General features: G+C 63.6%; 19 protein-coding genes, 2 tRNA genes and 1 other RNA gene. 19 read left to right on the top strand and 3 right to left on the bottom strand.

All coding sequences use genetic code 11. The annotated features are described in order from the left end of the window. Positions 1-148: 148 nt before the first annotated feature. Positions 149-1,990, top strand: a complete 1,842-nt coding sequence (locus HDE76_RS05305) for an ABC transporter ATP-binding protein (RefSeq protein WP_179481779.1) — start codon at positions 149-151, stop codon at positions 1,988-1,990. Positions 1,991-2,009: 19 nt separating this feature from the next. On the opposite strand, the gene HDE76_RS05300 is transcribed toward HDE76_RS05305, so the two are convergent. After that, a complete protein-coding gene (locus tag HDE76_RS05300) occupies positions 2,010-3,080 on the bottom strand; it encodes a diguanylate cyclase (protein ID WP_179481701.1) in 1,071 nt (356 codons plus the stop codon). A gap of 391 nt (positions 3,081-3,471) precedes the next feature. Between HDE76_RS05300 and HDE76_RS05295 the strand changes: the two genes are divergently transcribed. The 9 genes from HDE76_RS05295 to HDE76_RS05255 all read left to right on the top strand — a co-directional run bounded on the left by HDE76_RS05295 (position 3,472) and on the right by HDE76_RS05255 (position 10,825). Beyond that, positions 3,472-3,663 carry a hypothetical protein gene (locus HDE76_RS05295; protein ID WP_179481699.1) on the top strand — a complete coding sequence of 64 codons (192 nt, stop codon included), beginning with the start codon at positions 3,472-3,474 and terminating at the stop codon, positions 3,661-3,663. A 109-nt stretch (positions 3,664-3,772) separates the two neighbouring features. Then, positions 3,773-4,180 carry a ketosteroid isomerase-related protein gene (locus HDE76_RS05290; RefSeq protein ID WP_179481697.1) on the top strand — a complete coding sequence of 136 codons (408 nt, stop codon included), beginning with the start codon at positions 3,773-3,775 and terminating at the stop codon, positions 4,178-4,180. A 3-nt stretch (positions 4,181-4,183) separates the two neighbouring features. Continuing rightward, complete coding sequence (locus HDE76_RS05285; RefSeq protein WP_179481695.1) at positions 4,184-4,801, top strand: GNAT family N-acetyltransferase; 618 nt, start codon at positions 4,184-4,186, stop codon at positions 4,799-4,801. A 32-nt stretch (positions 4,802-4,833) separates the two neighbouring features. Next, entirely contained in the window at positions 4,834-6,162 is a 1,329-nt protein-coding gene (gene folC / locus HDE76_RS05280; protein WP_179481693.1) for a bifunctional tetrahydrofolate synthase/dihydrofolate synthase, read from the top strand. Positions 6,163-6,232: 70 nt separating this feature from the next. Further along, positions 6,233-7,300 carry an SPOR domain-containing protein gene (locus tag HDE76_RS05275; protein ID WP_184505862.1) on the top strand — a complete coding sequence of 356 codons (1,068 nt, stop codon included), beginning with the start codon at positions 6,233-6,235 and terminating at the stop codon, positions 7,298-7,300. A gap of 60 nt (positions 7,301-7,360) precedes the next feature. Then, positions 7,361-8,026 carry a CvpA family protein gene (locus tag HDE76_RS05270; protein WP_184505860.1) on the top strand — a complete coding sequence of 222 codons (666 nt, stop codon included), beginning with the start codon at positions 7,361-7,363 and terminating at the stop codon, positions 8,024-8,026. A 14-nt stretch (positions 8,027-8,040) separates the two neighbouring features. Beyond that, a complete protein-coding gene (gene purF / locus HDE76_RS05265; RefSeq protein ID WP_179481687.1) occupies positions 8,041-9,516 on the top strand; it encodes an amidophosphoribosyltransferase in 1,476 nt (491 codons plus the stop codon). 58 nt (positions 9,517-9,574) lie between these two features. Next, the gene (locus HDE76_RS05260; RefSeq protein WP_179481685.1) at positions 9,575-10,378 is read left to right on the top strand and encodes a ferritin-like domain-containing protein; all 804 of its coding nucleotides are present in this window, start codon (positions 9,575-9,577) and stop codon (positions 10,376-10,378) included. Between the two features lie 174 nt (positions 10,379-10,552). After that, positions 10,553-10,825 carry a DUF4242 domain-containing protein gene (locus HDE76_RS05255; protein ID WP_179481683.1) on the top strand — a complete coding sequence of 91 codons (273 nt, stop codon included), beginning with the start codon at positions 10,553-10,555 and terminating at the stop codon, positions 10,823-10,825. A gap of 64 nt (positions 10,826-10,889) precedes the next feature. Here HDE76_RS05255 and HDE76_RS05250 read toward each other — a convergent pair. Continuing rightward, positions 10,890-10,966 (bottom strand) — tRNA-Pro (locus HDE76_RS05250). Between the two features lie 163 nt (positions 10,967-11,129). Between HDE76_RS05250 and hisS the strand changes: the two genes are divergently transcribed. The 3 genes from hisS to HDE76_RS05235 all read left to right on the top strand — a co-directional run bounded on the left by hisS (position 11,130) and on the right by HDE76_RS05235 (position 15,048). Further along, entirely contained in the window at positions 11,130-12,512 is a 1,383-nt protein-coding gene (hisS, locus tag HDE76_RS05245) for a histidine--tRNA ligase (RefSeq protein WP_179481681.1), read from the top strand. A gap of 198 nt (positions 12,513-12,710) precedes the next feature. Continuing rightward, complete coding sequence (locus HDE76_RS05240) at positions 12,711-14,627, top strand: aromatic amino acid ammonia-lyase (protein ID WP_184505858.1); 1,917 nt, start codon at positions 12,711-12,713, stop codon at positions 14,625-14,627. A gap of 22 nt (positions 14,628-14,649) precedes the next feature. Further along, positions 14,650-15,048 carry a DUF6165 family protein gene (locus tag HDE76_RS05235; RefSeq protein WP_179481677.1) on the top strand — a complete coding sequence of 133 codons (399 nt, stop codon included), beginning with the start codon at positions 14,650-14,652 and terminating at the stop codon, positions 15,046-15,048. Between the two features lie 21 nt (positions 15,049-15,069). Here the strand turns inward: HDE76_RS05235 and HDE76_RS05230 are convergent, their stop codons facing one another. Next, positions 15,070-16,131, bottom strand: a complete 1,062-nt coding sequence (locus tag HDE76_RS05230; RefSeq protein WP_179481676.1) for a glycosyltransferase family 9 protein — start codon at positions 16,129-16,131, stop codon at positions 15,070-15,072. A 91-nt stretch (positions 16,132-16,222) separates the two neighbouring features. On the opposite strand from HDE76_RS05230, the gene HDE76_RS05225 reads away from it, so the two are divergent. From HDE76_RS05225 to HDE76_RS05200, 6 genes are all read left to right on the top strand, one after another. Continuing rightward, entirely contained in the window at positions 16,223-16,948 is a 726-nt protein-coding gene (locus HDE76_RS05225) for a 3-deoxy-D-manno-octulosonic acid kinase (RefSeq protein ID WP_179481674.1), read from the top strand. Next, positions 16,945-17,703: an MBL fold metallo-hydrolase gene (locus HDE76_RS05220; RefSeq protein WP_179481672.1), complete on the top strand. Its 759-nt coding sequence runs from the start codon at positions 16,945-16,947 to the stop codon at positions 17,701-17,703. The genes HDE76_RS05225 and HDE76_RS05220 overlap by 4 nt, the downstream gene beginning before the upstream one ends. A gap of 285 nt (positions 17,704-17,988) precedes the next feature. Next, a tRNA-Ser gene (locus HDE76_RS05215) sits at positions 17,989-18,078 on the top strand. Positions 18,079-18,146: 68 nt separating this feature from the next. Further along, an RNA gene (ffs, locus tag HDE76_RS05210) (signal recognition particle sRNA small type) lies at positions 18,147-18,243 on the top strand. A gap of 132 nt (positions 18,244-18,375) precedes the next feature. After that, complete coding sequence (gene dnaX / locus HDE76_RS05205; protein WP_179481670.1) at positions 18,376-20,076, top strand: DNA polymerase III subunit gamma/tau; 1,701 nt, start codon at positions 18,376-18,378, stop codon at positions 20,074-20,076. 23 nt (positions 20,077-20,099) lie between these two features. Next, positions 20,100-20,423 (top strand): YbaB/EbfC family nucleoid-associated protein, encoded by a 324-nt coding sequence (locus HDE76_RS05200; RefSeq protein WP_179481668.1) that lies wholly within the window; start codon positions 20,100-20,102, stop codon positions 20,421-20,423. Positions 20,424-20,478: the final 55 nt, after the last annotated feature.

Here is a 20,478-nt window from a genome sequence, read left to right as displayed (position 1 = left end):
TCGATCCTGCCCGCGCAATGCCAACTTGCCGCCGAAGTTCGCGCGTGGCATCGCCGCGTGATTTTCGGGGCGTCGACCCCATATCCGTCACTTCTGCAGTGGAGCGCTTCCAGCACAATGGGCGCCTGCAGCCTATGGAGCTTTCATGATTTTTCGCTGGTTCGAATCCCTGATCGATGCGTTCAAAGAGCCCTCCGACGGCATGCCGCCGAAGCCGGTGTGGCGTTTTTACGCGTTCTATCTGCGCCAGGTGTGGCCGGTGTTTCTGGCTGCGATCGTCGTCGGTTTCGGTGTGGCGATCGTCGAGGTCTCGCTGTTCGGCTTCATCGGCAGCATTGTCGATATGACCAAGGGCCTGCCGGGACCGGATTTTTTCCGCTTGCACGGGCATGAGCTGATCTTGATGGGCCTGGTGGCGTTGGTCGCACGGCCTGTATTGAGCAGCCTGCACGACTTGCTGGTGAATCAGGCCATCGTGCCTAGCCTGACCAATCGCATTCGCTGGCAGAACCATCGTTACGTGATCCGGCAGAGCCTTGGCTTCTTCCAGAACGATTTTGCCGGACGCATTGCCAATCGCATCATGCAGACCGGCTCCAGCCTGCGCGAGTCGGCGGTGCAGATCGTGGACGCGCTCTGGTACGTGACCATCTACACCGGCAGCGCGATCGTGCTGTTCGCCAAGGCCGACACGTGGCTTGCGGTGCCGCTGTTGGTCTGGCTGCTCGCCTATATCGGCCTGATGGCGTATTTCATTCCGCGCATCAAGCAGCGGTCCTGGCTGGCGTCCGAGGCGCGCTCGAAGATGATGGGTCGTATTGTCGACGGCTACAGCAACATCCTCACGCTGAAACTCTTTGCGCATACCCGGCGCGAGGAGGCTTACGTCGCCGATGCGATGGGCGAGCAGACCGGCAAGCTGCGCCACATGACCCGGCTTACCACGGCGATGGATGCCAGCATCACCATCCTCAACGGGTTTCTGATCGTGGGTACGACCGGGCTGGCGATCTGGCTGTGGAGCGAAGGCAAGGTCACCGTCGGTGCGATCGCGCTGTCGACCGGGCTGGTGATCCGCATCAACAACATGTCCGGCTGGATCATGTGGGTGGTCAACGGCATTTTCGAAAACGTGGGTACGGTGCAGGACGGCATCACCACGATTTCGCAGCCGCGCGCGGTGCAGGATAACGAGGGCGCGAAGCCGCTGGCGGTGACGCGCGGCGACGTGCGCTTCGAGGACATCCACTTTCACTACGGCAAGCAGGGCGGTGTAATTGCGGGCCTGAATCTCGCCGTGCGTGCCGGTGAAAAGATCGGCGTGGTCGGGCCGTCCGGCGCGGGCAAGTCGACGCTGGTCAACGTGTTGCTACGCCTCTACGACCTGGAGAGCGGTCGCATTCTGATCGACGATCAGGACATTGCGCAGGTGTCGCAGGAGAGCCTGCGCTCGCAGATTGGCGTGGTCACCCAGGATACCTCGCTGCTGCACCGCTCGATCCGCGACAACATCCTGTATGGACGTCCAGATGCGAGCGAGGCGCAGGTGCTCGAGGCGGTTCGCAAAGCGCGCGCCGATGAATTCATTCCGCAGCTGGTCGATGGCGAAGGCCGTTTCGGTTATGACGCGCTGGTGGGCGAGCGCGGCGTCAAACTCAGCGGCGGTCAGCGTCAGCGCATCGCCATTGCGCGCGTGCTGCTGAAGGACGCGCCGATCCTGGTGCTGGACGAAGCCACCTCCGCGCTCGATTCCGAAGCCGAAGCGGCGATCCAGGACAGCCTGGATATTTTGATGCAGGGCAAGACCGTGATCGCCATCGCGCACCGGTTGTCCACCATCGCGCGAATGGACCGGCTGGTGGTTCTGGACAAAGGACGCATCGTCGAAACCGGTACGCATGCCGAGCTGATTGCCCAACGCGGCCTGTATGCCCGACTGTGGCAGCGCCAGACCGGTGGTTTCGTGGCGGCCGAGGACGCTCTGGTCTGAGCGTTTAAGGCGTCGCTGTTTACGAGTCCAGCATGAGCCGATTGCGTCCGCTTTCCTTGGCGGCATAAAGCAGTTTGTCGGCTCGCCTGTAGAGGTTTTCAGGCGTGTCGTCCGCATGCGCTATGGCGAGCCCTAGACTCAGTGTGATCGGCGTCATCACCGGCAGCATCGGCGTAGTCAGTCGTATCGATTCGCACAGCGCTGAGGCATCTGCGATATCGAACTGGGGAAGCAGCAGGGCGAATTCCTCGCCGCCGCAGCGTGCGGCCATCGCGCCCTCGCCAAGCGCTTGCTGGAGCATCAGCGCCAACTCGATCAACACTTGATCGCCGGCGGGGTGGCCAAACGTGTCGTTGATTTTTTTGAAATAATCGATATCGCACATGGCTAGCGCGAGCGGGCTGCCGAGCGCCTTCGAGCGCGCCAGCTCGGCGTCCAGCTGGGCGTTGAAGGCGCGCCGGTTGGCCAGGCCGGTGAGTGGGTCGGCGCGCGTCTGTGCGATCAGCTGGGCATTCTGCAATTCCAGCGCGTCGCGATGTTCCTGCAGCCGCTGCTCGTACCATTCGCGCTCGCTCAGCTGATGGCGCAGCTCCCGCGTGCTGAGGCGAAGCTCCATCAGCGCGCTGGCCTGACGTGACAGGGCGCTAAGCGCCGATTTCTGAAACGAAGTGAGCCTCCGCGGTTCGTGATCCATTACACACAACGCCCCGAGCGCATGGCCGTCGCTGCTGGTCAGCGGCGCGCCGGCGTAGAAGCGGATATTCGTTTCGCCCGTGACCAGCGGATTGTCGAAGAAGCGCGGATCTCTTTCTGCATCCTCCACCACCATCAGCTCGCTGGGCTGCAACATGGCGTGGGCGCAAAACGAGTCGCTTCGCGGCGTTTGCGATACCTCAAGGCCCAGCTTGGCTTTGAACCACTGGCGATCCTCGTCAACAAGGGTAACGGCCCCCATCGGTGCCCCACAAATGCCGGCGAGGATGTTTAGCAAGTCGTCGTAGGCGTCCTCAGCCAGCGTATCGAGAATGCGGTAGCGCTTCAGGGCAGCGATACGCTCGTTTTCATTGAGAGGAATGTCTGGCTTGATCATGAGCAACACAAACGGGGCAGTAGGTTTCTTTTGAGACTAGCGTATGTCGTCATTGGTTCAATACGGTGTGCGCCATCGTGATGACGAGTGTCACTGCCGATGACTGACGGCTGCCTCTGCTTTCGCCGGGATGGAAGATGGATTATTTCTCCACGTACCACGGTGGTGCCGGAGAACTTCCATGAAAACCCTCATTGCTCATCCGATCTTCAATAAGCCCCTGGCCATGCTGGGCGCCAGCTTTATCACGGCGTCGATCACGTTCGCCCTCTGGCAGGCCAGCTTGCTGTTGCCGGGCTGATCGACGCCATTTCGGTGATCTCGCGAACAAACCGCTTTTCTTCATCCATCAAGGCGCCATACGCAACGGGTACGGTGCAGGAGAACACGCATGAACGTATTCAATAACGGCGGCAGCGACACTCGCGTCAACGACCTGTTCGGCAAGCTGGAAAAGTATGTGCCGCTGATGTTTGCCCTGCTGATCGCGTTTCTCGCTGGCAAGGCGCTGAAGAAAATGTTCTGGACCGCGTTCGGCATGTATATGGCCTTGCACTACAGCGGTATCCATCTGTTCGGCTGAGTGCGCCGAACGGCGCGCCTGGTCGGATGCCCGCAGAACGCAAGCCGCGTCTTACCTGAGTCTCTCGATGCTTTAAGCTGTTCGTCCGACCAAGACGGAGGCTGAAAGCATGTCCGATACCAAGGCGCTGATCGAGCACTATTACGACGCGTTCAATCGCGCCGACTGGGAAGCGATGCTGGCCTGCCTCACCGATGATGTGGCGCACGATCTCAACCAGGGGCCACGTGAGCAGGGACTCGACGCGTTTCGCGCGTTTCTCGGGCGCATGCAGGGCAGCTACAGCGAGCAGCTGCAGAAGATCGTGGTCATGGCATCCGCCGACGGTCTGCGCGCCGCGGCCGAGTACGAAGTGCACGGGGTTTATCTGGCCGACGACGAGGGGCTTCCCCCGGCGAAAAACCAGCGCTACGTGTTGCCGGGCGGCGCGTTCTTCGACATTCGGGATGGTCGTATTTCCCGCGTCAGCAACTATTACAACCTCAATGACTGGATCGCCCAGGTTACAGGCGGCTGACCCATGGCCGTTAGCGTGACTACGTGCGTGGGTGAAGCCGTCGCGCCCTACCTGGATGACTTGTCGCGCTTGCGCACTGCCGTGTTTCGCGACTATCCGTATCTGTATGAAGGGGATGCCGCATACGAGCGTGATTATCTCTCCGCTTACGCGCGTTCGCCGCGCAGCCTATTCGTGCTGGCGTTCGATGGCGAAAGGGTGGTTGGCGCTTCCAGCGGCCTCCCTTTGGCCGATGACGGCGACCCGTTCCAGCGGCCGTTTCGCGAGCAAGGCATGGCGGTGGACGAGGTTTTCTACTTTGGCGAATCGGTGCTGTTGAACGCGTATCGCGGTCAGGGCCTCGGCCATCGATTTTTCGACGAGCGCGAGGCGCATGCGCGTCGGCTTGGCGGATTTCGCTGCACGGCGTTCTGCGCGGTCGAGCGTGACGCCGACGATCCTCGGCGCCCGCCGCACTATCGATCCAATGACGCGTTCTGGCGCAAGCGCGGCTATCGGCGGCAGGAGACGATGTTCTGCCATCTGGATTGGACAGAGATCGGGGATATCACGCCGACTTTGCACCGTCTTCGTTTCTGGCTTCGGCCGCTGGATGATCGAAGCACGCGGCCGGAAGGCTAAACTGTACGCAGGCTTTCCATAAAGATCGTTGCATGACCCGCACTCTCGCCGAATGGCTGTCGTATCAGGAACAGGTCAACCTGCGCAGCATCGAGCTGGGGCTCGATCGGGTGCGCGCGGTATGGCAGCGGATGGGCGCGGTGGCGCCGGCGCGTCGGGTGATCACGGTCGGTGGCACCAATGGCAAAGGCTCGACGGTAGCATTTCTTGAAGCGATGCTGAGGGCGGCCGGCATGCGCGTCGGAAGCTTCACGTCGCCGCATTTGATGCATTACAACGAACGCGTGCGCATCGACGGGGTGGATGCCGATGATGCGACGTTGACGGCATCGTTCGAGCGCATCGAATCGGCGCGTCTGGCGCTTACGCACGACGGCGCAAAGCAAACGGAAATCCCGCTGACCTATTTCGAATTCGGCACGCTGGCCGCATTCGATATTTTTTCCCGCGCCGATTTGGACGTGGCCATTCTCGAGGTGGGTTTGGGCGGACGCCTCGATGCGGTGAACATCGTCGATGCCGACGTCGCCATCGTGACGACGGTGGACCTCGATCACATGGACTGGTTGGGTCCCGACCGCGACAGTATCGGCCGCGAGAAGGCGGGCATCGCGCGGGCCGGGCATCCGGTCATCGTCGGCGAGATCGATCCGCCGGCGGGCCTTCTTGATGCGCTGGCGGGCATCGGAGCGAACGTGCAGCGCGCGGGCATCGATTTCTCGACGCAGCGTCTGGACACCGGTTGGCGCTGGCAGCACCGCGATGGTCTGGCGATGGTCTTGCCCGATCCGGCGCTGGCGGCCCCGGTTCAATATGCGAACGCGGCGGCGGCGATTGCAGCGCTGTATGCCCTGTTCGCCGATGACGTATCGCTGCCGTCGAAGGATTTTTTCGCGGCGGTGAGTCTGGCCCTGCGATCGGTTCGCGTGCCTGCCCGACTGCAGTCGCTGGGTGGCAATCCGGTCTTGCTGGTGGATGTAGGCCACAATCCGCAGGCGGCACGGGCGCTGGCGCAGTGGCTGGATGCACAGCCGCGAGCCCGCGTGCATGCGGTGTACGGTGCGCTGGCCGATAAAGATGTGAATGGTGTGCTAACGGCGCTGGGCCGGCGTATCGATCACTGGCACCTGGCCGGCCTGGATGCCGATACGCCCCGCGGCCTGTCGGCGGAAGAGCTGGTAAAGCGGCTCGATCTGGCGCTACCGCAGGCGTCGTTCGACGCGCATGCCAATGTAGCGAGCGCACTGTCGGCAGCTCGGGGGCTTGCGCAGCCGGGCGAGCGCATTCTGGCGTTCGGCTCGTTTTTCGTGGCCAGCGCCGTGATGGCGGCGGCGCTGGATAAACCCGCGTTAGCCGATTGAACGTGGTGGGCGACGCGGGCAGGTATAATCGCCGTGTTTCGTATTGCGTTTGCCGCTTTGGAGCCACGTCTTGAAAACACGCCTGCTGGGTGCCGCCGTCCTGCTAGCACTGCTGGTTCTGTTCGTACCGATGCTTTTTTCCAGCAAGCCGCCGGCTCCCGGCGGTGATCAGGCGGTAAGCCTGGCGATTCCGCCCGCACCGGATCGGGATCTCCAGACCAAAACCATGAGCCTCAACCCCGACGCCGCCGTTGGCGCGCCGAGCAGTGCGGCTTCCACAGCGCAAACGAGCGCGTCGAAGGTGCCGCCTGGAGCGAGTGGCCAGCTGCCTACCGTGGATATCGGCTCACGCCGACCGCGCGACGTGGAAACCGACCCGCTGGCCGGCAAAAAGCCGGCGCCGACCACGGTCATCACGGGTTCCGGCGCCAGCTCGACCGAGCCGGTGATTCCGATGCAGAACCGGGCGCCGGCCAGCGTGCCGGCGGCGAAGCCGGCTGCCGTGAGCGCCGCGGCGCAAAAAGCGCCGAAGACCGCGCTGGCGAATGATGCGGCTCCGGTCGGTGGGCGCGGCAGTTACAAGATCAACCTCAGCGCCTATGCCAGTGCAGCGGGTGCAGCCAGCCTGCAGCGCCGCGTACAGGCACTGGGTTATCCGGTAAGCAGCCACGCGATCACCCAGGGCGGGCAGCCGCGCACGGTGGTGATCGCCGGGCCGTTCGAAACGCGCACGGCCGCCGAAGCCGCGCGTCTGAAGATCACCCAGTCGGTGCCGGGTGTGCCGGCGCGGCTGCAGCAGGATGCCAGCGAGGAGAGCGCTACCGCCGCCGCGGCACCTGTTTCCGCTTCGGCGAGTAAAGCGGCTGTGGCCGCCGCTGTGCCGGCCACGACAAAGTCCCGGGCCGGCGGTTTTGCCGTGCAGCTGGCCGCGATGAGCAACCAAGGCGACGCGACTGCGCTGCGCGACAAACTGCGTGGCGCCGGCTTCGATGGCTTCGTGGATTCGGTGCTGGCCGGCGGCAAGCAGCTGTGGCGTGTGCGCGCCGGTCCGCAGACGCAGCGTGCCGATGCGGAGCGTATTCGCGACCAGATCAAGGCCAAGCTCGGTATCGCGGGCAATATCGTTCCGGTTCCCTGAGCTTTGTCGTTGCTTTGGGTGGTTGCAGTCAACTAATGCGTCATCAGCTCAGGTGAAGGGATGAACTGGACCGACTGCATCATTCTCGGCGTACTGGCCCTTTCTGTATTGATCGGCTTGTTCCGCGGGCTGATCGCCGAGGTGCTGTCGCTGGTGATCTGGGTGGCGGCATTCTGGGCGACCGCGCTTTTCGGTCCGATAGTGACGGCGCAGCTGGCGCATTCGATCAGTTCAGTGCCGCTGCGCACCTTTGTCGGCTACGGCGTCTGTTTTGTGGTGGTACTGATACTGGGCGCGATCATCCGATTTACGGTGAGGCGGTTGATCTGGAGCGCAGGCCTGTCCGGCGTCGACCGCCTGTTCGGCACGCTGTTCGGGTTTGTCCGTGGCGTGCTGATCGTTGCGGTGCTGGTCTTTCTGGTCGACCTGACCGGGTTCACCAAGGAATCGTGGTGGCGGGAGTCGACGCTGGCACCGCAGTTTCAGGGCTTGGCGTCCTGGTTGGGGCAGGCGGTTCCGACCAGCATTCCCGCCAGCCTGCGCGATCGCGTTCACCCCGAAGCCGTGCTCGATAAGATTCACCCGTCCGAAATGCTCGATCACATGCCCGACTTGTCCAAGCTGCCGCACGTCCCCACTTTCGGCTCGCCCCTGAGCCCCTCGTCAGCACGCACAGCGTTACCGGCCCCCGCGACCAGCGTGGCCCCATCCTCTACGAATTACTGAAGCAGGCTACGACCATGTGCGGAATCATCGGTATCGTCGGTATCACCGAAGTCGCCTCGGCCCTTTACGACGGGTTGACCGTGTTGCAGCACCGCGGCCAGGACGCTGCGGGCATCGCCACCGTGGACGGTTCGCGCCTGCGCCTGCACAAGGGCAACGGGCTGGTGCGCGACGTGTTCGGCCAGGCGGCCATGGCCGAACTGCGCGGGCGCATCGGTATCGGCCACTGCCGCTATCCGACGGCGGGCTCCGAAGGTTCGTCCGAAGCGCAGCCGTTCTACGTCAATTCGCCCTACGGCATCGCGTTTGCGCACAACGGCAATCTGGTCAACACCGAATCGCTGCGCCGCGAGATGTTCGAGGACGATCGCCGGCACATCAACACCGATTCGGATTCCGAAGTGCTGCTCAACGTGCTGGCGCACGAGCTGCAGATCCAGGACCGCATGCGTCTGACGCCGGATCATATTTTCAAGGCGGTGGCCGGCGTGCACGCGCGCGCCAGTGGCGGCTACGCCTGCATCGCGCTGGTGCTGGGCTATGGCTTGATCGCATTCCGTGATCCTCACGGCATCCGTCCGCTGGTGCTGGGCGAGCGTGTCACCGCTACCGGCACCGAATATGCGGTGGCTTCCGAATCGGTCGCGTTCGACGTGCTGGGCTTCAAACGCGTGCGTGACATTCTGCCGGGCGAGGCGGTAATCATCACCGACGGCGGTCAGCTGTATTCGCGTCGTTGTTCCGAGGGCGCCGTGCATGCGCCGTGCATCTTCGAATACGTCTATCTGGCGCGGCCCGATTCGATGATCGAGGACGTGTCGGTGTACAAGGCGCGCCTGCGCATGGGTGAAAAGCTGGCCGAAAAGATCCTGCGCGAGCGGCCCGATCACGGCATCGACGCGGTGATACCGATTCCCGATACCGCGCGCACCGTTGCCAGCGCGCTGGCCGGTGCGCTGGGCGTGCCGTTCCGCGAGGGCTTCGTCAAGAACAGCTATATCGGCCGCACCTTCATCATGCCCGGGCAGGGCGAGCGCGTGAAATCGGTGCGCCGCAAGCTCAATGCGATCGACCTGGAATTCCGCAAGAAGAACGTGCTGCTGGTGGACGACTCCATCGTGCGCGGCACCACGTCGAAGCAGATCATCCAGATGGCTCGCGACGCCGGCGCCAAGAGCGTGTACTTCGCCTCGGCCGCGCCGCCGGTGCGCTACCCCAATGTCTACGGCATCGATATGCCCTCGGTTTCCGAACTGGTCGCAGCCGGCCGCACCGAGAAGGAAGTGGAACAGACGCTGGGCGCCGACTGGCTGATCTATCAGAACCTCGAGGATCTGATCTGGGCCGTGCAGGACGGCAACGAAGACCTCAAGCACTTCGACACCTCGTGTTTTTCCGGCGAATACGTCACCGGCCTCGACGATCGTTATCTCGAGCAGATCCAGATGCTGCGCTCGGACGACGCCAAGGCGGCGCGACGTACCGCGTGATGCTCGGCATCCTCTTCCGTCGGGGAGAGGATCGAGAAGGGCGCTTGCGAAAATTTCCATGACCGATCTCCACGCCGCCGCCAAGCGCTGCCTCGATGCGGCCGACCCGGCTGAAAAGCTTTGCCTGAGCCGCACCACCTGGGAGTCATTGCTGGCCGGTCAGCTGCGCGCGGATCCTTCATCGCGTGCGCCCGAACCGATCGGTGCACCGGGTCGTCCGGCCAAACCTCGGCTGGTCAACGCGCGCCAGGTGCCGCAGCGTGGACTCGGGAGCCCCGAAGGCCGTGCCGCGTTGGTGCATGCCGTTGCGCATATCGAATTCAACGCCATCAACCTGGCTTGGGACGCGGTGTACCGCTTTCGCGGCAAGCCTGATGCGTACTACCGCGACTGGGCCAGCTGCGCCAATGACGAGGCGCGGCATTTCGCCATGCTCGCCGGCCGGCTCGCCGAGCTCGGTCATGCCTATGGCGATTTCGACGCGCACGACGGCCTGTGGGCCATGGCCGAGAAAACCGCGGATAACGATACCGCCCGCATGGCGCTGGTGCCGCGCGTACTTGAAGCGCGCGGGCTGGATGTGACGCCGGGGATGATCGATCGCCTGCGCCACCTCGGCGACACCCGCACGGTCGCCATCCTCGAAGTGATCTTGCGTGAGGAAGTCGCCCACGTCGCTGCCGGTACGCGCTGGTACCGCTATTGCTGCGAACGTGACGGTGTCGATCCCGCCGAGCATTTTTTCGAATTGTTGCGCGAATACATGGGCGTCAGCCTGCGCGGCCCGTTCAATCTGCCCGCGCGACGCGAGGCGGGTTTCGACGAGCATGAACTCGACCAGCTGCTGGCCTTGATGCCGTAGCTTCGCCTTGCGGCGAGGCGGTGAGGTGGGATTGCAACGCTGCACTGCAGCTTTTTTCAGGCGTGGCGGGCGAGTACGTTCAAACGGCCAGTCCGATGCCTCGCACGCATACCCGCGTTGGCGAAGTCGGCGTATCTCGCGGCACCTCCGCCATCTATCGTGGAATCCAGACCCATGCCAAAATTTCTGATCGAGCGCGAAATCCCTGGGGCCGGCCAGCTAAACGCCGCCGAACTGAAAGGTATTTCGCAGACGTCCTGCGGGGTGCTGCAGGCGATGGGTCCCAGCATTCAGTGGGTGCAGAGCTACGTGACCGACGACAAGATCTACTGCGTCTACATCGCGCCGGACGAAGCGACCGTGCGTGAACACGCCAGGCAGGGCGGCTTTCCGGCCAACAAGGTCACGCCGATTCACGCCATCATCGATCCGGCCACGGCAGAGTAAGCTGGCGAGAGGCAAGCGGCGGCCATAAAAAAGCCGGCGCTGGGCCGGCTCGATCATCGAATTTTGGTCGGGGAGACAGGATTCGAACCTGCGACTTCTACGTCCCGAACGTAGCGCTCTACCAGGCTGAGCTACACCCCGTGGTAAGCCGCGTATCTTAATGGCGCTCGGCAACCTTGGCAACAGCCGGCGACGCCAAGGTGTACAGGATCGCTTCGGAACGGACTCTGCCTTCTGTTAATCTTGACGGCTGCCGCCGCGCGCGTTGCGCGGCATGCGTTCCCTATTGTCAGCAGAGGATTTCATGGCGCTTACCCCGGCCCGCACCATGCCCGGCGTGCTCGAGCTGCTGCCGCTCGACCAGATCGCATTTCAGCGCATGCTCGACGTGATCCGTCGCAATTACGAGCGTTTCGGCTTTCTGCCGATCGAAACGCCGGTGATCGAGTACTCCGACGTGCTGCTCACCAAGACCGGTGGCGAGACCGAGCGACAGGTGTACTTCGTGCAGTCTACCGGCGCGCTGAATGCGGCCGACAAAGAAGGCATGCCCGAGCTGGCGCTGCGCTTCGACCTCACCGTACCGCTGGCGCGTTATGTGTCCGAGCATGAGCGCGAGCTAAGCTTTCCGTTTCGCCGCTATCAGATGCAGCGCGTCTACCGCGGCGAGCGCGCGCAGCGCGGTCGCTTCCGCGAGTTCTACCAGTGCGATATCGATGTGATCGGCAAAGACGCGCTGTCGGTACGTTACGACGCCGAGATTCCGGCGGTGATCTACAGCGTATTCCGCGAGCTGAACATCGGTGCGTTCACCATCCAGCTCAACAACCGCAAGCTGATGCGCGGTTATTTCGAGAGCCTGGGCATCGTCGACAGCGAGCAGCAGATGCTGGTGCTGCGCGAGGTGGACAAGCTGGACAAGCGCGGCGCCGATTACGTGCGCGATACGCTGACCGGCGAGACCTTCAATCTGAGCGCCGACGTGGCGCAAAAGATTCTTGCCTTCGTGCAGATTCGTTCGACCTCGCTGAAAAATGCCTTCGAGCATCTCGATGCGCTAGGTGCCGGGCCGGAAGCGCTGGAGCAGGGGCGCGCGGAGCTGAAAGAGGTGCTGGGTTTGATCCATGCCTTCGGCGTGCCGGAGACGCATTTCGTACTGAACCTGTCGATCGCCCGCGGCCTCGACTATTACACCGGCACCGTTTACGAAACCACGCTCAACGATCATCCGCAGATCGGTTCGATCTGCTCGGGCGGCCGTTATGAAAATCTCGCCGGCCAGTACACCAAGTCGCACTTGCCGGGCGTCGGCATTTCGATCGGACTGACGCGGCTCTACTGGCAGCTGCGCGACGCCGGTTTGATCGATACCGCCAAGAGCACGGTCGATGTGCTGGTGACGCAGATGGACGAGGCGCAGTTGCCGGCGTATCTCGCGTTGGCCGGTGAGCTGCGCGCTGCAGGCATCGCCACCGAAGTGGTGCTGGAAGGTGGCAAGCTCGGCAAGCAGTTCAAATACGCCGATCGCGCAGGCATCCGCTTCGTGATCGTGCTGGGCGAAGACGAGATTGCCAAAGGCGTGGTCACGGTGAAGGATCTGCGCCGTGAAGACCAGTTCGAAGTGGCGCGCAGCGAGCTTGTCAAGACGCTGCGGGTGGAACTGGAGCAGGCCGCGGCGATGGGTTGAGTTTCGCTTTCCAATTCCGCGAGAAAAGGCAGTTATTTGCAACAGCAGTGTCGTAGGTTGGGGTGAGCGAAGCGAGCCCCAACGCTTTGCGGATGTTGAGGTATTTGTTGGGGTTTGCTTCGCTCACTCCAACCTAACTTGTTATCACCGCGGGCCGAGCGGCCGGCGGTTACCGTATTCGATTTTTGTGAGGCAGCTTTGAGCCACTCCGACACCATTCTTCTCGATGGCAACCATCTCAGCCGCGCGCAGCTGGTCGCCGTCGCGCGTTCCGGCAACAAGGTTTCACTGGACCCTGCCGGGCTCAAGCGCGTACAGCGCGCCGCGGATTTTCTGGCTGAAAAGGTCAGCTGCGGTGAGCCGACCTATGGCGTCACGACCGGCTTCGGCAGCAACGCCGACAAGCTGCTCGGCGCGCATCGTCTGCGCGACGAGCTGCCCGGGGCGGCTCTGATCAAACGCGGGCCGCATGACACCGAAGGCACGCTTCTCGAAGAGTTGCAGCACAACCTGATCATCACCCATGCGGTTTGCGTGGGTAAGCCGTTCAGCGAGGAAGTGGTGCGGGCGATGCTGCTGATCCGCATCAACACGCTGATGCGCGGTCATTCGGGCATTCGGGTCAGCACGCTGGAAGCGCTGACCGCGATGCTCAACGCCGGCGTGGTGCCGGTGGTGCCGGAAAAAGGTTCGGTCGGCGCCAGCGGCGACCTCGCGCCACTGTCGCATCTGGCGATCGTGCTGCTGGGCGGCGGCGAGGCGTTTTACCAGGGCGAACGCGTGTCTGGTGCCGAGGCGCTGAAGCGCGCCGGGCTTTCGCCGATCCGCCTGTCCTTCAAGGAAGGTCTTGCGCTAAACAACGGCACCGCGCAAATGCTGGCAACTGCCGCGCTGGCGCTGGACACGCTGGAACAATTGCTGGACACCGCCGATCTCGCTGCGTCGATGACGCTCGACGCGTTCGCCGGCCGCAGCGGGGCATTGCGACCGGAAGTGCACGCGCTGCGCCCGCATCCGGGGCAGGTGGAAACCGCGGCCAACGTGCGCGAGCTGCTGGTCGGCTCCACGCTGGTCGATATTCCGTATCACCTGGTACCGCGCTTCAAACCGTGGAGCGCCGAAGCCTGGAGCGAGCCGGACGATCAGGCGCTGAGCTTCGATATCGGCTGGGACTGGGTGCCGGCCAACCAGCGGCACGGTCGCGAGGCGTTCTACAGCCGTTTTCTGCCGTTCAAGGGCGGCAAAAAGCATCAGCCGCAGGACGCCTACAGCCTGCGCTGCATGCCACAGGTGCACGGCGCCGTGCGCGACGCGTGGGCGCAGGCGTGTCGGGTGATCGATATCGAATTGAACTCGGTCACCGACAACCCGCTGATCTTCCCCGATGCGGAAGATGCGCAGTTCATCGAGGATCAGGTGATCTCGGCCGGCCATTTCCACGGCATGCCGCTGGCGTTGGCGATGAGTTACGTCAAGGCGGCGATTCCCGTGCTGGCGTCGATTTCCGAGCGGCGCCTCAACAAGCTGGTCGATCCGGCCACCAACGACGGCCTGCCGGCGTTTCTGACCGGCAACGAGGACGGCACGGATTCCGGCTTCATGATCGTGCAGTACACGGCGGCGGCCCTGGTCAACGACCTGGCCACGCGTGCGCATCCGGCCAGCGTGTATTCGATACCGACCAGTTCGAACGCCGAAGACCATGTCTCGATGGGCGCCAACGAAGCACGCCACGTGCTGGAAATGACCGAAGACCTCAGTCACGTGCTGGCCCTGGAGATCTACACCGCCGCGCAGGCGCTCGATTTTCGTCAGGCCATGCTGAACGCTGCGCGCCGGCTGGCCGGACGCGCCGGCTGGCAGGCGATTGCGGAAAAGATTGCCAATGCGCCGCGCGAAGGTCACGCGCACTACGCCCAGTTTGTGGCGGAGGTGCAGCAGCTCACGTCCGCGCTGGCCGAGGTGGGTGATTTCCACGCGGGGACGCGCGTGCGCGAGGCCCATGCCGTGCTGCGTCGACATATCGATTTTATGCATCGCGATCGTGCGATGGATGGCGAGGTACGCACCGTGTGCGAGCTGGTCCAGCAAGGCGCGTTTCGTCGATCGCACTGAATCCCTACTGCGGAGTTTTACCATGAGCCTTATCCAGACCCCGGTGTCCTACGGCGAGCTGATCGACAAGATCACCATTCTCGAAATCAAGTCGCGCCGCATCACCGACGACGCCAAGCTGGCCAACGTACGCAACGAGTTGGACATGCTCAACGCGACGTGGGCGAACGACTCGGCGTCACAGATCGATATTGCCGACGAGCGCGAGCGCCTGCACACGGTCAACGAGACGCTGTGGGATATCGAGGACGCGATCCGCATGAAGGAGCGTGCGCAGGCCTTCGATCAGGAGTTCATCGAGCTGGCGCGCGCGGTGTATTTCCGCAACGACGAGCGTGCCGCGTTTAAGCGCGAGATCAATCTCAAATTGGGTTCGGAGCTGGTCGAAGAGAAGTCGTACCAGCATTATCGCGCGGTCTAACGGCGTATCCGAGCCGTGCCATCAGCTCAGGCCTAGGTCTAGCGCGGCCGCGTCGAAGCGCTCGATCACGTCGTCCACGCCGATCAGGTCCATCACGCCGGGCCGCTCGATCTTGCTGCCCCAGGCCAGTTCGCTGGCGGATTTGCCGAAGTATTTTTGCGCCGCCGCGTCATATTTGTCGACGCACCAGCGCCGGTCCGAATACGGGCCGGAGCGATCTGGATTGCTCGCGGCGTGCAGGCCGAGCACCTTCGTGCCGACGGCATTGGCCATATGCATCGGGCCCGAGTCCGGGGTCAGCACCAGCTGCGCCCGAGCCAGCATGGCCATCAGGCGTTTGAGCGTGTCCTTGCCGGTCAGGTCCAGCGGCGCGCGCCGGCAAGCGGCCAGTACGGCGTCGGCCATCTCACGTTCACCGGATGACGGGCCGCCGATCAGGGCTACACGCCAGCCGCACGCGGCAGCGTAGTCCATGACGGCGGCGTAGCGCTCGGGACGCCAGTTGCGCAGCGCGTGGCTGGAGGTCGGGCTGATCAGCAAGGTTGGCGTGTCGCCGGGCAATACCTCGGCCGCCCAGGCGTGCGCCTCGTCTGGAACGGGAATATCCCAACGCACCTTCGTCTGTTTCAAACCCAGTGGCTCGACGAAGCTGCCCAGTGCGTCGAGGACATGCTCGCCGCGGCGCGCGGGAATGCGCCGGTTGATCACCAGACCGTGCAGATCTTTCGAGCGCGCCGCGTCGTAGCCGATGCGCTGCGGAGCCTTGATCCCCAGACTCAGCAGGTTCGATCGCATCGCTACCTGCATCTGCAGCAGCGCATCGAAGCGCCGCCCGTGCAAAGCGCGATGGACCTCGCGCATGCCGGCCCAGCCCGCGCTTTTGTCGAACGTGACGAACTCCACGCCGGGCAGGTCGCCGACCAGCTTGCGCTCGAGCTTGCCGACGACCCACGTCAGTGACGTTTGCGGCCACGCCTGCTGCAGCGTGCGCACCAGCGGCACAACATGCGTGACGTCACCGATGGCCGAGGTACGCAGCAGACAGATAGATGATGGCGTGGAGAGGGCGGAGGAGGCGGTCATCGGGCTTGAATTGGGCGGACGTGGGCTAGAATCGGAGGCTGACATGGGCGCGCATGCAAGGCGTCACAGACCGACGCCACCAGGCAGGATGATGCAGGAACGAACGCTCAAAGATACAGCCGATGTGATCCTGTTCGATGCCGATGTATCGCCGGCGATCGATGCCGACTGGTTTTCCGCCGACTACTGGCGCGCGCGCGGCGCGCTGCACGAGCAATCCGGCGGGCGCGGTGGCGTCGCGGTGATCGGTACGCCGGCGGGCGACTGCGTGCTGCGGCATTATCGTCGCGGCGGCATGGTGGCTGCACTGCTCGGCGACCGTTACCTGTGGACAGGCGCGGACCGAACGCGCGCGTTTGCCGAGTTTCGCCTGCTCGGCGACATTGCGCGGCTCGGTCTGCCCGGGCCGCAGGCGGTGGCCGCGCGTTATCGGCGCCGGGGCTTTTACTATTGCGCCGACCTGATGACGCGTCGTATTGCCGATGCGCGCACGCTGGCCGAATGCCTCGCCGCCGGGCAACTCGATGGGGGGATGGCGGCTCAGGTCGGCGTGCTGATCGCACGATTCCATCGGGCAGGCATCTGGCACGCCGACTTGAACGCACACAATATGCTGGTGACGCCAGCGCAGCTGTATCTGATCGACTTCGATCGCGGTGAGCTGCGCGTGCCCGCCGAGGCGTGGCGGCTTGCCAATCTGCAGCGTCTGCGGCGTTCGCTGGTAAAGCTCGGCGCCGCCGTGCCGAGCGATGCGGCATTCGATCAGGCCATCTGGCAGCCCCTGCTGCAGGCCTATCAGCGTACATTTGGCGCATGAACTGGCATCTGCATTTTCTCGGCGTCGGCGCCGCGCATGCGGTCGAACTGGGCTCCTCGTCGGCGGTGATCGAGCGTGACGGCGAGCCGCTGTTGCTGATCGACTGCGGCCCCGACACGCTGGACCGCTATCAGGCAGCTTACGGCAAGCCGCCACATGCACTCTTCATCACGCATACCCATATGGATCATGTGGCGGGGCTGGAGCGGTTGTTTTTTCGGCTGTGGTTCGACGAGAGCCTGCGCGGCAATACCAAGGTTTTCCTGCATGCCGCGCTGCTGCCGTGGCTGCAGGCGCGCGTGGCGGACTATCCGGGCGCGCTGGCCGAAGGTGGCGTCAATTACTGGGAGGCTTTCCGGCTGGTTCCCTGTACGCGGGGATTCTGGTTGGAGGGGCTGTGGTTCGACGTGTTCGCCACGCGGCATCATGCGCCGGGGACCTCGTATGGTGTCGCGCTGGACGGCAGCTTTGTCTATACGGGCGACACGCGGCCGATTCCCGAGGTGTTGGGCCGGTATGCCGGCGGGCCGGAGCTGATCGCGCACGATTGCGGTCTGATCGGCAATCCTTCGCACACGGGCGTGGACGATCTCGAACGCGAATACACCGCTTCGCTGCGCGCGCAGTGCCTGCTTTACCACTACGGCAGCGCCGCCGATGGGGCTGCGCTCGCTTCCCGCGGATTCCTTGTTGTGGGCACCGACGAACGCGTAGCGCTGGCTCAGCCCGCCCCGCCGAGGGCCGATGCCGGTTGAATCATGTGAGGTTTGCTTGCCTGTAATGGCCCCGGACGTTATCCTTCCGATTCTTTGTCGGGCTGGATGTCCGGGCGAAGAGGTTGCAAGGAGAGGTGTCCGAGTGGTTGAAGGAGCACGCCTGGAAAGTGTGTATACGGTCAAACGTATCGCGGGTTCGACAAATTCGTCTGGAACGAATTTGGACAGCCGCAGGCTGGCCCCGAACGTAGTGAGGGGTGAGGCTCAGGATGAGCCGAACATATCCCGCTCGTAAAGGTTGCAATCGTTTTAGTTACATCAAGTGGAGAGGTGTCCGAGTGGTTGAAGGAGCACGCCTGGAAAGTGTGTATACGGTCAAACGTATCGCGGGTTCGAATCCCGCTCTCTCCGCCAATTTTTGAGAAGTGAAGTGCGACGAACTTCAGGTTCGGCGCATGTAGAAGTAACGTCTATGGTGGCCCCGTCGGTCCCCCCGCGACGATAGTTCGCAAACTCCGCCAGGTCCGGAAGGAAGCAACGGTAGCGAATGATTCGGGTGCCGGGGTGTGGCTGGCGGGGCCGCCGCCTTTTGGGCCGCCTCGCAGCCCGTGCGACACCCAGGGTGCAGAATGCCTGCCACTGCACGGCGACAGCTACTGACTTGCCATCGCCGACTTGGCACAATCCCCCTTTGCCCCCACGTTGGTAGCCATGTCCTATCAGGTACTCGCACGCAAATGGCGCCCGCGCAAGTTCTCCGAACTGGTCGGCCAGGAGCACGTGGTGCGCGCGCTCACCAATGCGCTCGATACCGGCCGCATGCACCACGCCTATCTGTTCACCGGCACGCGTGGCGTCGGCAAGACCACGATCGCGCGCATCTTCGCCAAGTCGCTGAACTGCGAACGCGGGCAGTCGGCGGACCCTTGCGGCGAATGCTCGGTCTGCACCTCGGTCGATGAGGGTCGCTTCGTCGACCTGCTGGAAATCGACGCGGCCAGCAACACTGGCGTGGACGACGTACGCGAGGTCATCGAAAACGCGCAGTACGCGCCCTCGCGCGGACGTTTCAAGGTGTACCTGGTCGACGAGGTGCACATGCTTTCGCGCAATGCGTTCAACGCGTTGCTGAAGACGCTGGAAGAACCGCCGCCGCACGTGAAGTTTCTGCTCGCCACCACCGACCCGCAGAAGCTGCCGGTGACGGTGCTGTCGCGCTGCCTGAAGTTCAACCTCAAGCGGCTGTTGCCGGAACAGATTTCCGGCCAGATGCGGCACATTCTGGGTGCTGAAAACATTGCCTACGACGACAGCGCCATCGGCGAACTGGCGCGTGCGGCCGACGGCTCGCTGCGCGATGGTTTGTCGCTGCTCGATCAGGCGATTGCCTATGGCGGGGGTGCGCTGCATGCCGACGATGTGCGCACGATGCTCGGCAGCGTGGCGCGCGGTCAGGTGCTCGGCGTGCTCGACGCGCTGGCCGCGGGCGATGGCGAACGGCTGCTGGCCGAATGCACGCAGATCGCCTCGTACTCCCCGGACTTCGGCGGCGTGCTCGACGATCTGGCCAGCGTGCTGCATCGCCTGCAGCTGATCCAGCTGATTCCCGGTTACAAGCCCGAAGAGGGTGGTGCCGACGATAGCGCGCTGGTGTCGCTGGCCGAGCGCATGACGCCGGAAGACGTGCAGCTGTATTACCAGATAGCTACTTCGGGCCGGCGCGATTTGTCGATGGCTCCGGACGCGCGCACCGGCTTCGAGATGGCGATGCTGCGCATGTTGGCGTTTCGGCCTGACGATGGTGGTACGTCGGCAACGCGTGCCGAGCGGCCCGCGGCAGCGGTGTCGTCACCGGTCGTGGCGCCCCCGCGTGCCGCCGGTGCGTCCGCGTCGCCGCCGCGCTCCGCACCGGCTGCACCATCGCCGGCGGAAGTCGGGCCTGCGCCGGTCGCGCGCGCGGAGCCGTTGGCAGCTTCTGCGCCAGTATCCGTCGCGCCCATCGCCACCGACGATCAAGGGCTGCCGCATTGGGAAAGCCTGATCGAGCGCGCCAATCTGCGCGGTCCGTTCGGACTGCTGGCGCAGAATGCGCTGCTGCGCGAGCGCGACGGCAATACGCTGGTACTGGCTCTGCAGCCGGCGCATATGAGCCTGGCGGTGGAGCCTATGGTCAGCCAGATGGAAGAACGCATCGGCCACGCGCTCGGCGAGCGCATTCGTTTGCGCTTTGTAAGCATTACCGCGGACGTCATCGCAGAAACACCGGCGGCACGCGCGGCGCAGGCGCGCGACACGGCGCAGTCCGAGGCGGAGCGGTCGATCGAAGGCGATCCACTGGTGCAGTCGCTCAAGCGCGAATTCGGCGCCCGCGTGGTGCCGCAGTCCGTCAAGCCCTTTAGCCCAAACCCCTGAATAACGACGTTGGAGTATCACCCATGAAAGGTCAGATCGGTCAGCTGATGCAACAGGCGCAGCGCATGCAGGAAGACATGAAGCGCGCGCAGGAAGAGATTGCCCAACTCGAGGTTACCGGCAGCGCCGGCGGCGGTCTGGTCAGCATCGTGATGACCGGCGCGCATGAAGTGCGTCGCGTGCAGATCGATCGGCAGACCTTCGCCGATGATCCGGAAATGGCCGAGGATCTGGTCGCTGCGGCGATCAACGACGCAGTGAACAAGGTCGCCGAAGTCAGCAAGAACAAGCTCGGCGGCGTGACGGCAGGGATGAATCTGCCGGCCGGCTTCAAGATGCCGTTCTGATTTTTCGGCCATCGATTCCCTATCGAGCTGCGATCGTTCGAGCCCGACGTATCCA

The organism is Rhodanobacter sp. ANJX3, from assembly GCF_014200755.1.
Taxonomy (GTDB): Bacteria; Pseudomonadota; Gammaproteobacteria; order Xanthomonadales; family Rhodanobacteraceae; genus Rhodanobacter.
This window is presented reverse-complemented; position numbering and strand designations above follow the sequence as displayed.

Excerpts from the sequence above, each read along its gene's own strand:
- HDE76_RS05300 (WP_179481701.1), bottom strand. The coding sequence starts at position 3,080 with ATGATCAAGCCAGACATTCCTCTCAATGAAAACGAGCGTATCGCTGCC.
- HDE76_RS05295 (WP_179481699.1), top strand. The coding sequence starts at position 3,472 with ATGAACGTATTCAATAACGGCGGCAGCGACACTCGCGTCAACGACCTG.
- HDE76_RS05290 (WP_179481697.1), top strand. The coding sequence starts at position 3,773 with ATGTCCGATACCAAGGCGCTGATCGAGCACTATTACGACGCGTTCAAT.
- HDE76_RS05285 (WP_179481695.1), top strand. The coding sequence starts at position 4,184 with ATGGCCGTTAGCGTGACTACGTGCGTGGGTGAAGCCGTCGCGCCCTAC.
- folC (WP_179481693.1), top strand. The coding sequence starts at position 4,834 with ATGACCCGCACTCTCGCCGAATGGCTGTCGTATCAGGAACAGGTCAAC.
- HDE76_RS05270 (WP_184505860.1), top strand. The coding sequence starts at position 7,361 with ATGAACTGGACCGACTGCATCATTCTCGGCGTACTGGCCCTTTCTGTA.
- purF (WP_179481687.1), top strand. The coding sequence starts at position 8,041 with ATGTGCGGAATCATCGGTATCGTCGGTATCACCGAAGTCGCCTCGGCC.
- HDE76_RS05260 (WP_179481685.1), top strand. The coding sequence starts at position 9,575 with ATGACCGATCTCCACGCCGCCGCCAAGCGCTGCCTCGATGCGGCCGAC.
- HDE76_RS05255 (WP_179481683.1), top strand. The coding sequence starts at position 10,553 with ATGCCAAAATTTCTGATCGAGCGCGAAATCCCTGGGGCCGGCCAGCTA.
- hisS (WP_179481681.1), top strand. The coding sequence starts at position 11,130 with ATGGCGCTTACCCCGGCCCGCACCATGCCCGGCGTGCTCGAGCTGCTG.
- HDE76_RS05235 (WP_179481677.1), top strand. The coding sequence starts at position 14,650 with ATGAGCCTTATCCAGACCCCGGTGTCCTACGGCGAGCTGATCGACAAG.
- HDE76_RS05230 (WP_179481676.1), bottom strand. The coding sequence starts at position 16,131 with ATGACCGCCTCCTCCGCCCTCTCCACGCCATCATCTATCTGTCTGCTG.
- HDE76_RS05225 (WP_179481674.1), top strand. The coding sequence starts at position 16,223 with ATGCAGGAACGAACGCTCAAAGATACAGCCGATGTGATCCTGTTCGAT.
- HDE76_RS05220 (WP_179481672.1), top strand. The coding sequence starts at position 16,945 with ATGAACTGGCATCTGCATTTTCTCGGCGTCGGCGCCGCGCATGCGGTC.
- dnaX (WP_179481670.1), top strand. The coding sequence starts at position 18,376 with ATGTCCTATCAGGTACTCGCACGCAAATGGCGCCCGCGCAAGTTCTCC.
- HDE76_RS05200 (WP_179481668.1), top strand. The coding sequence starts at position 20,100 with ATGAAAGGTCAGATCGGTCAGCTGATGCAACAGGCGCAGCGCATGCAG.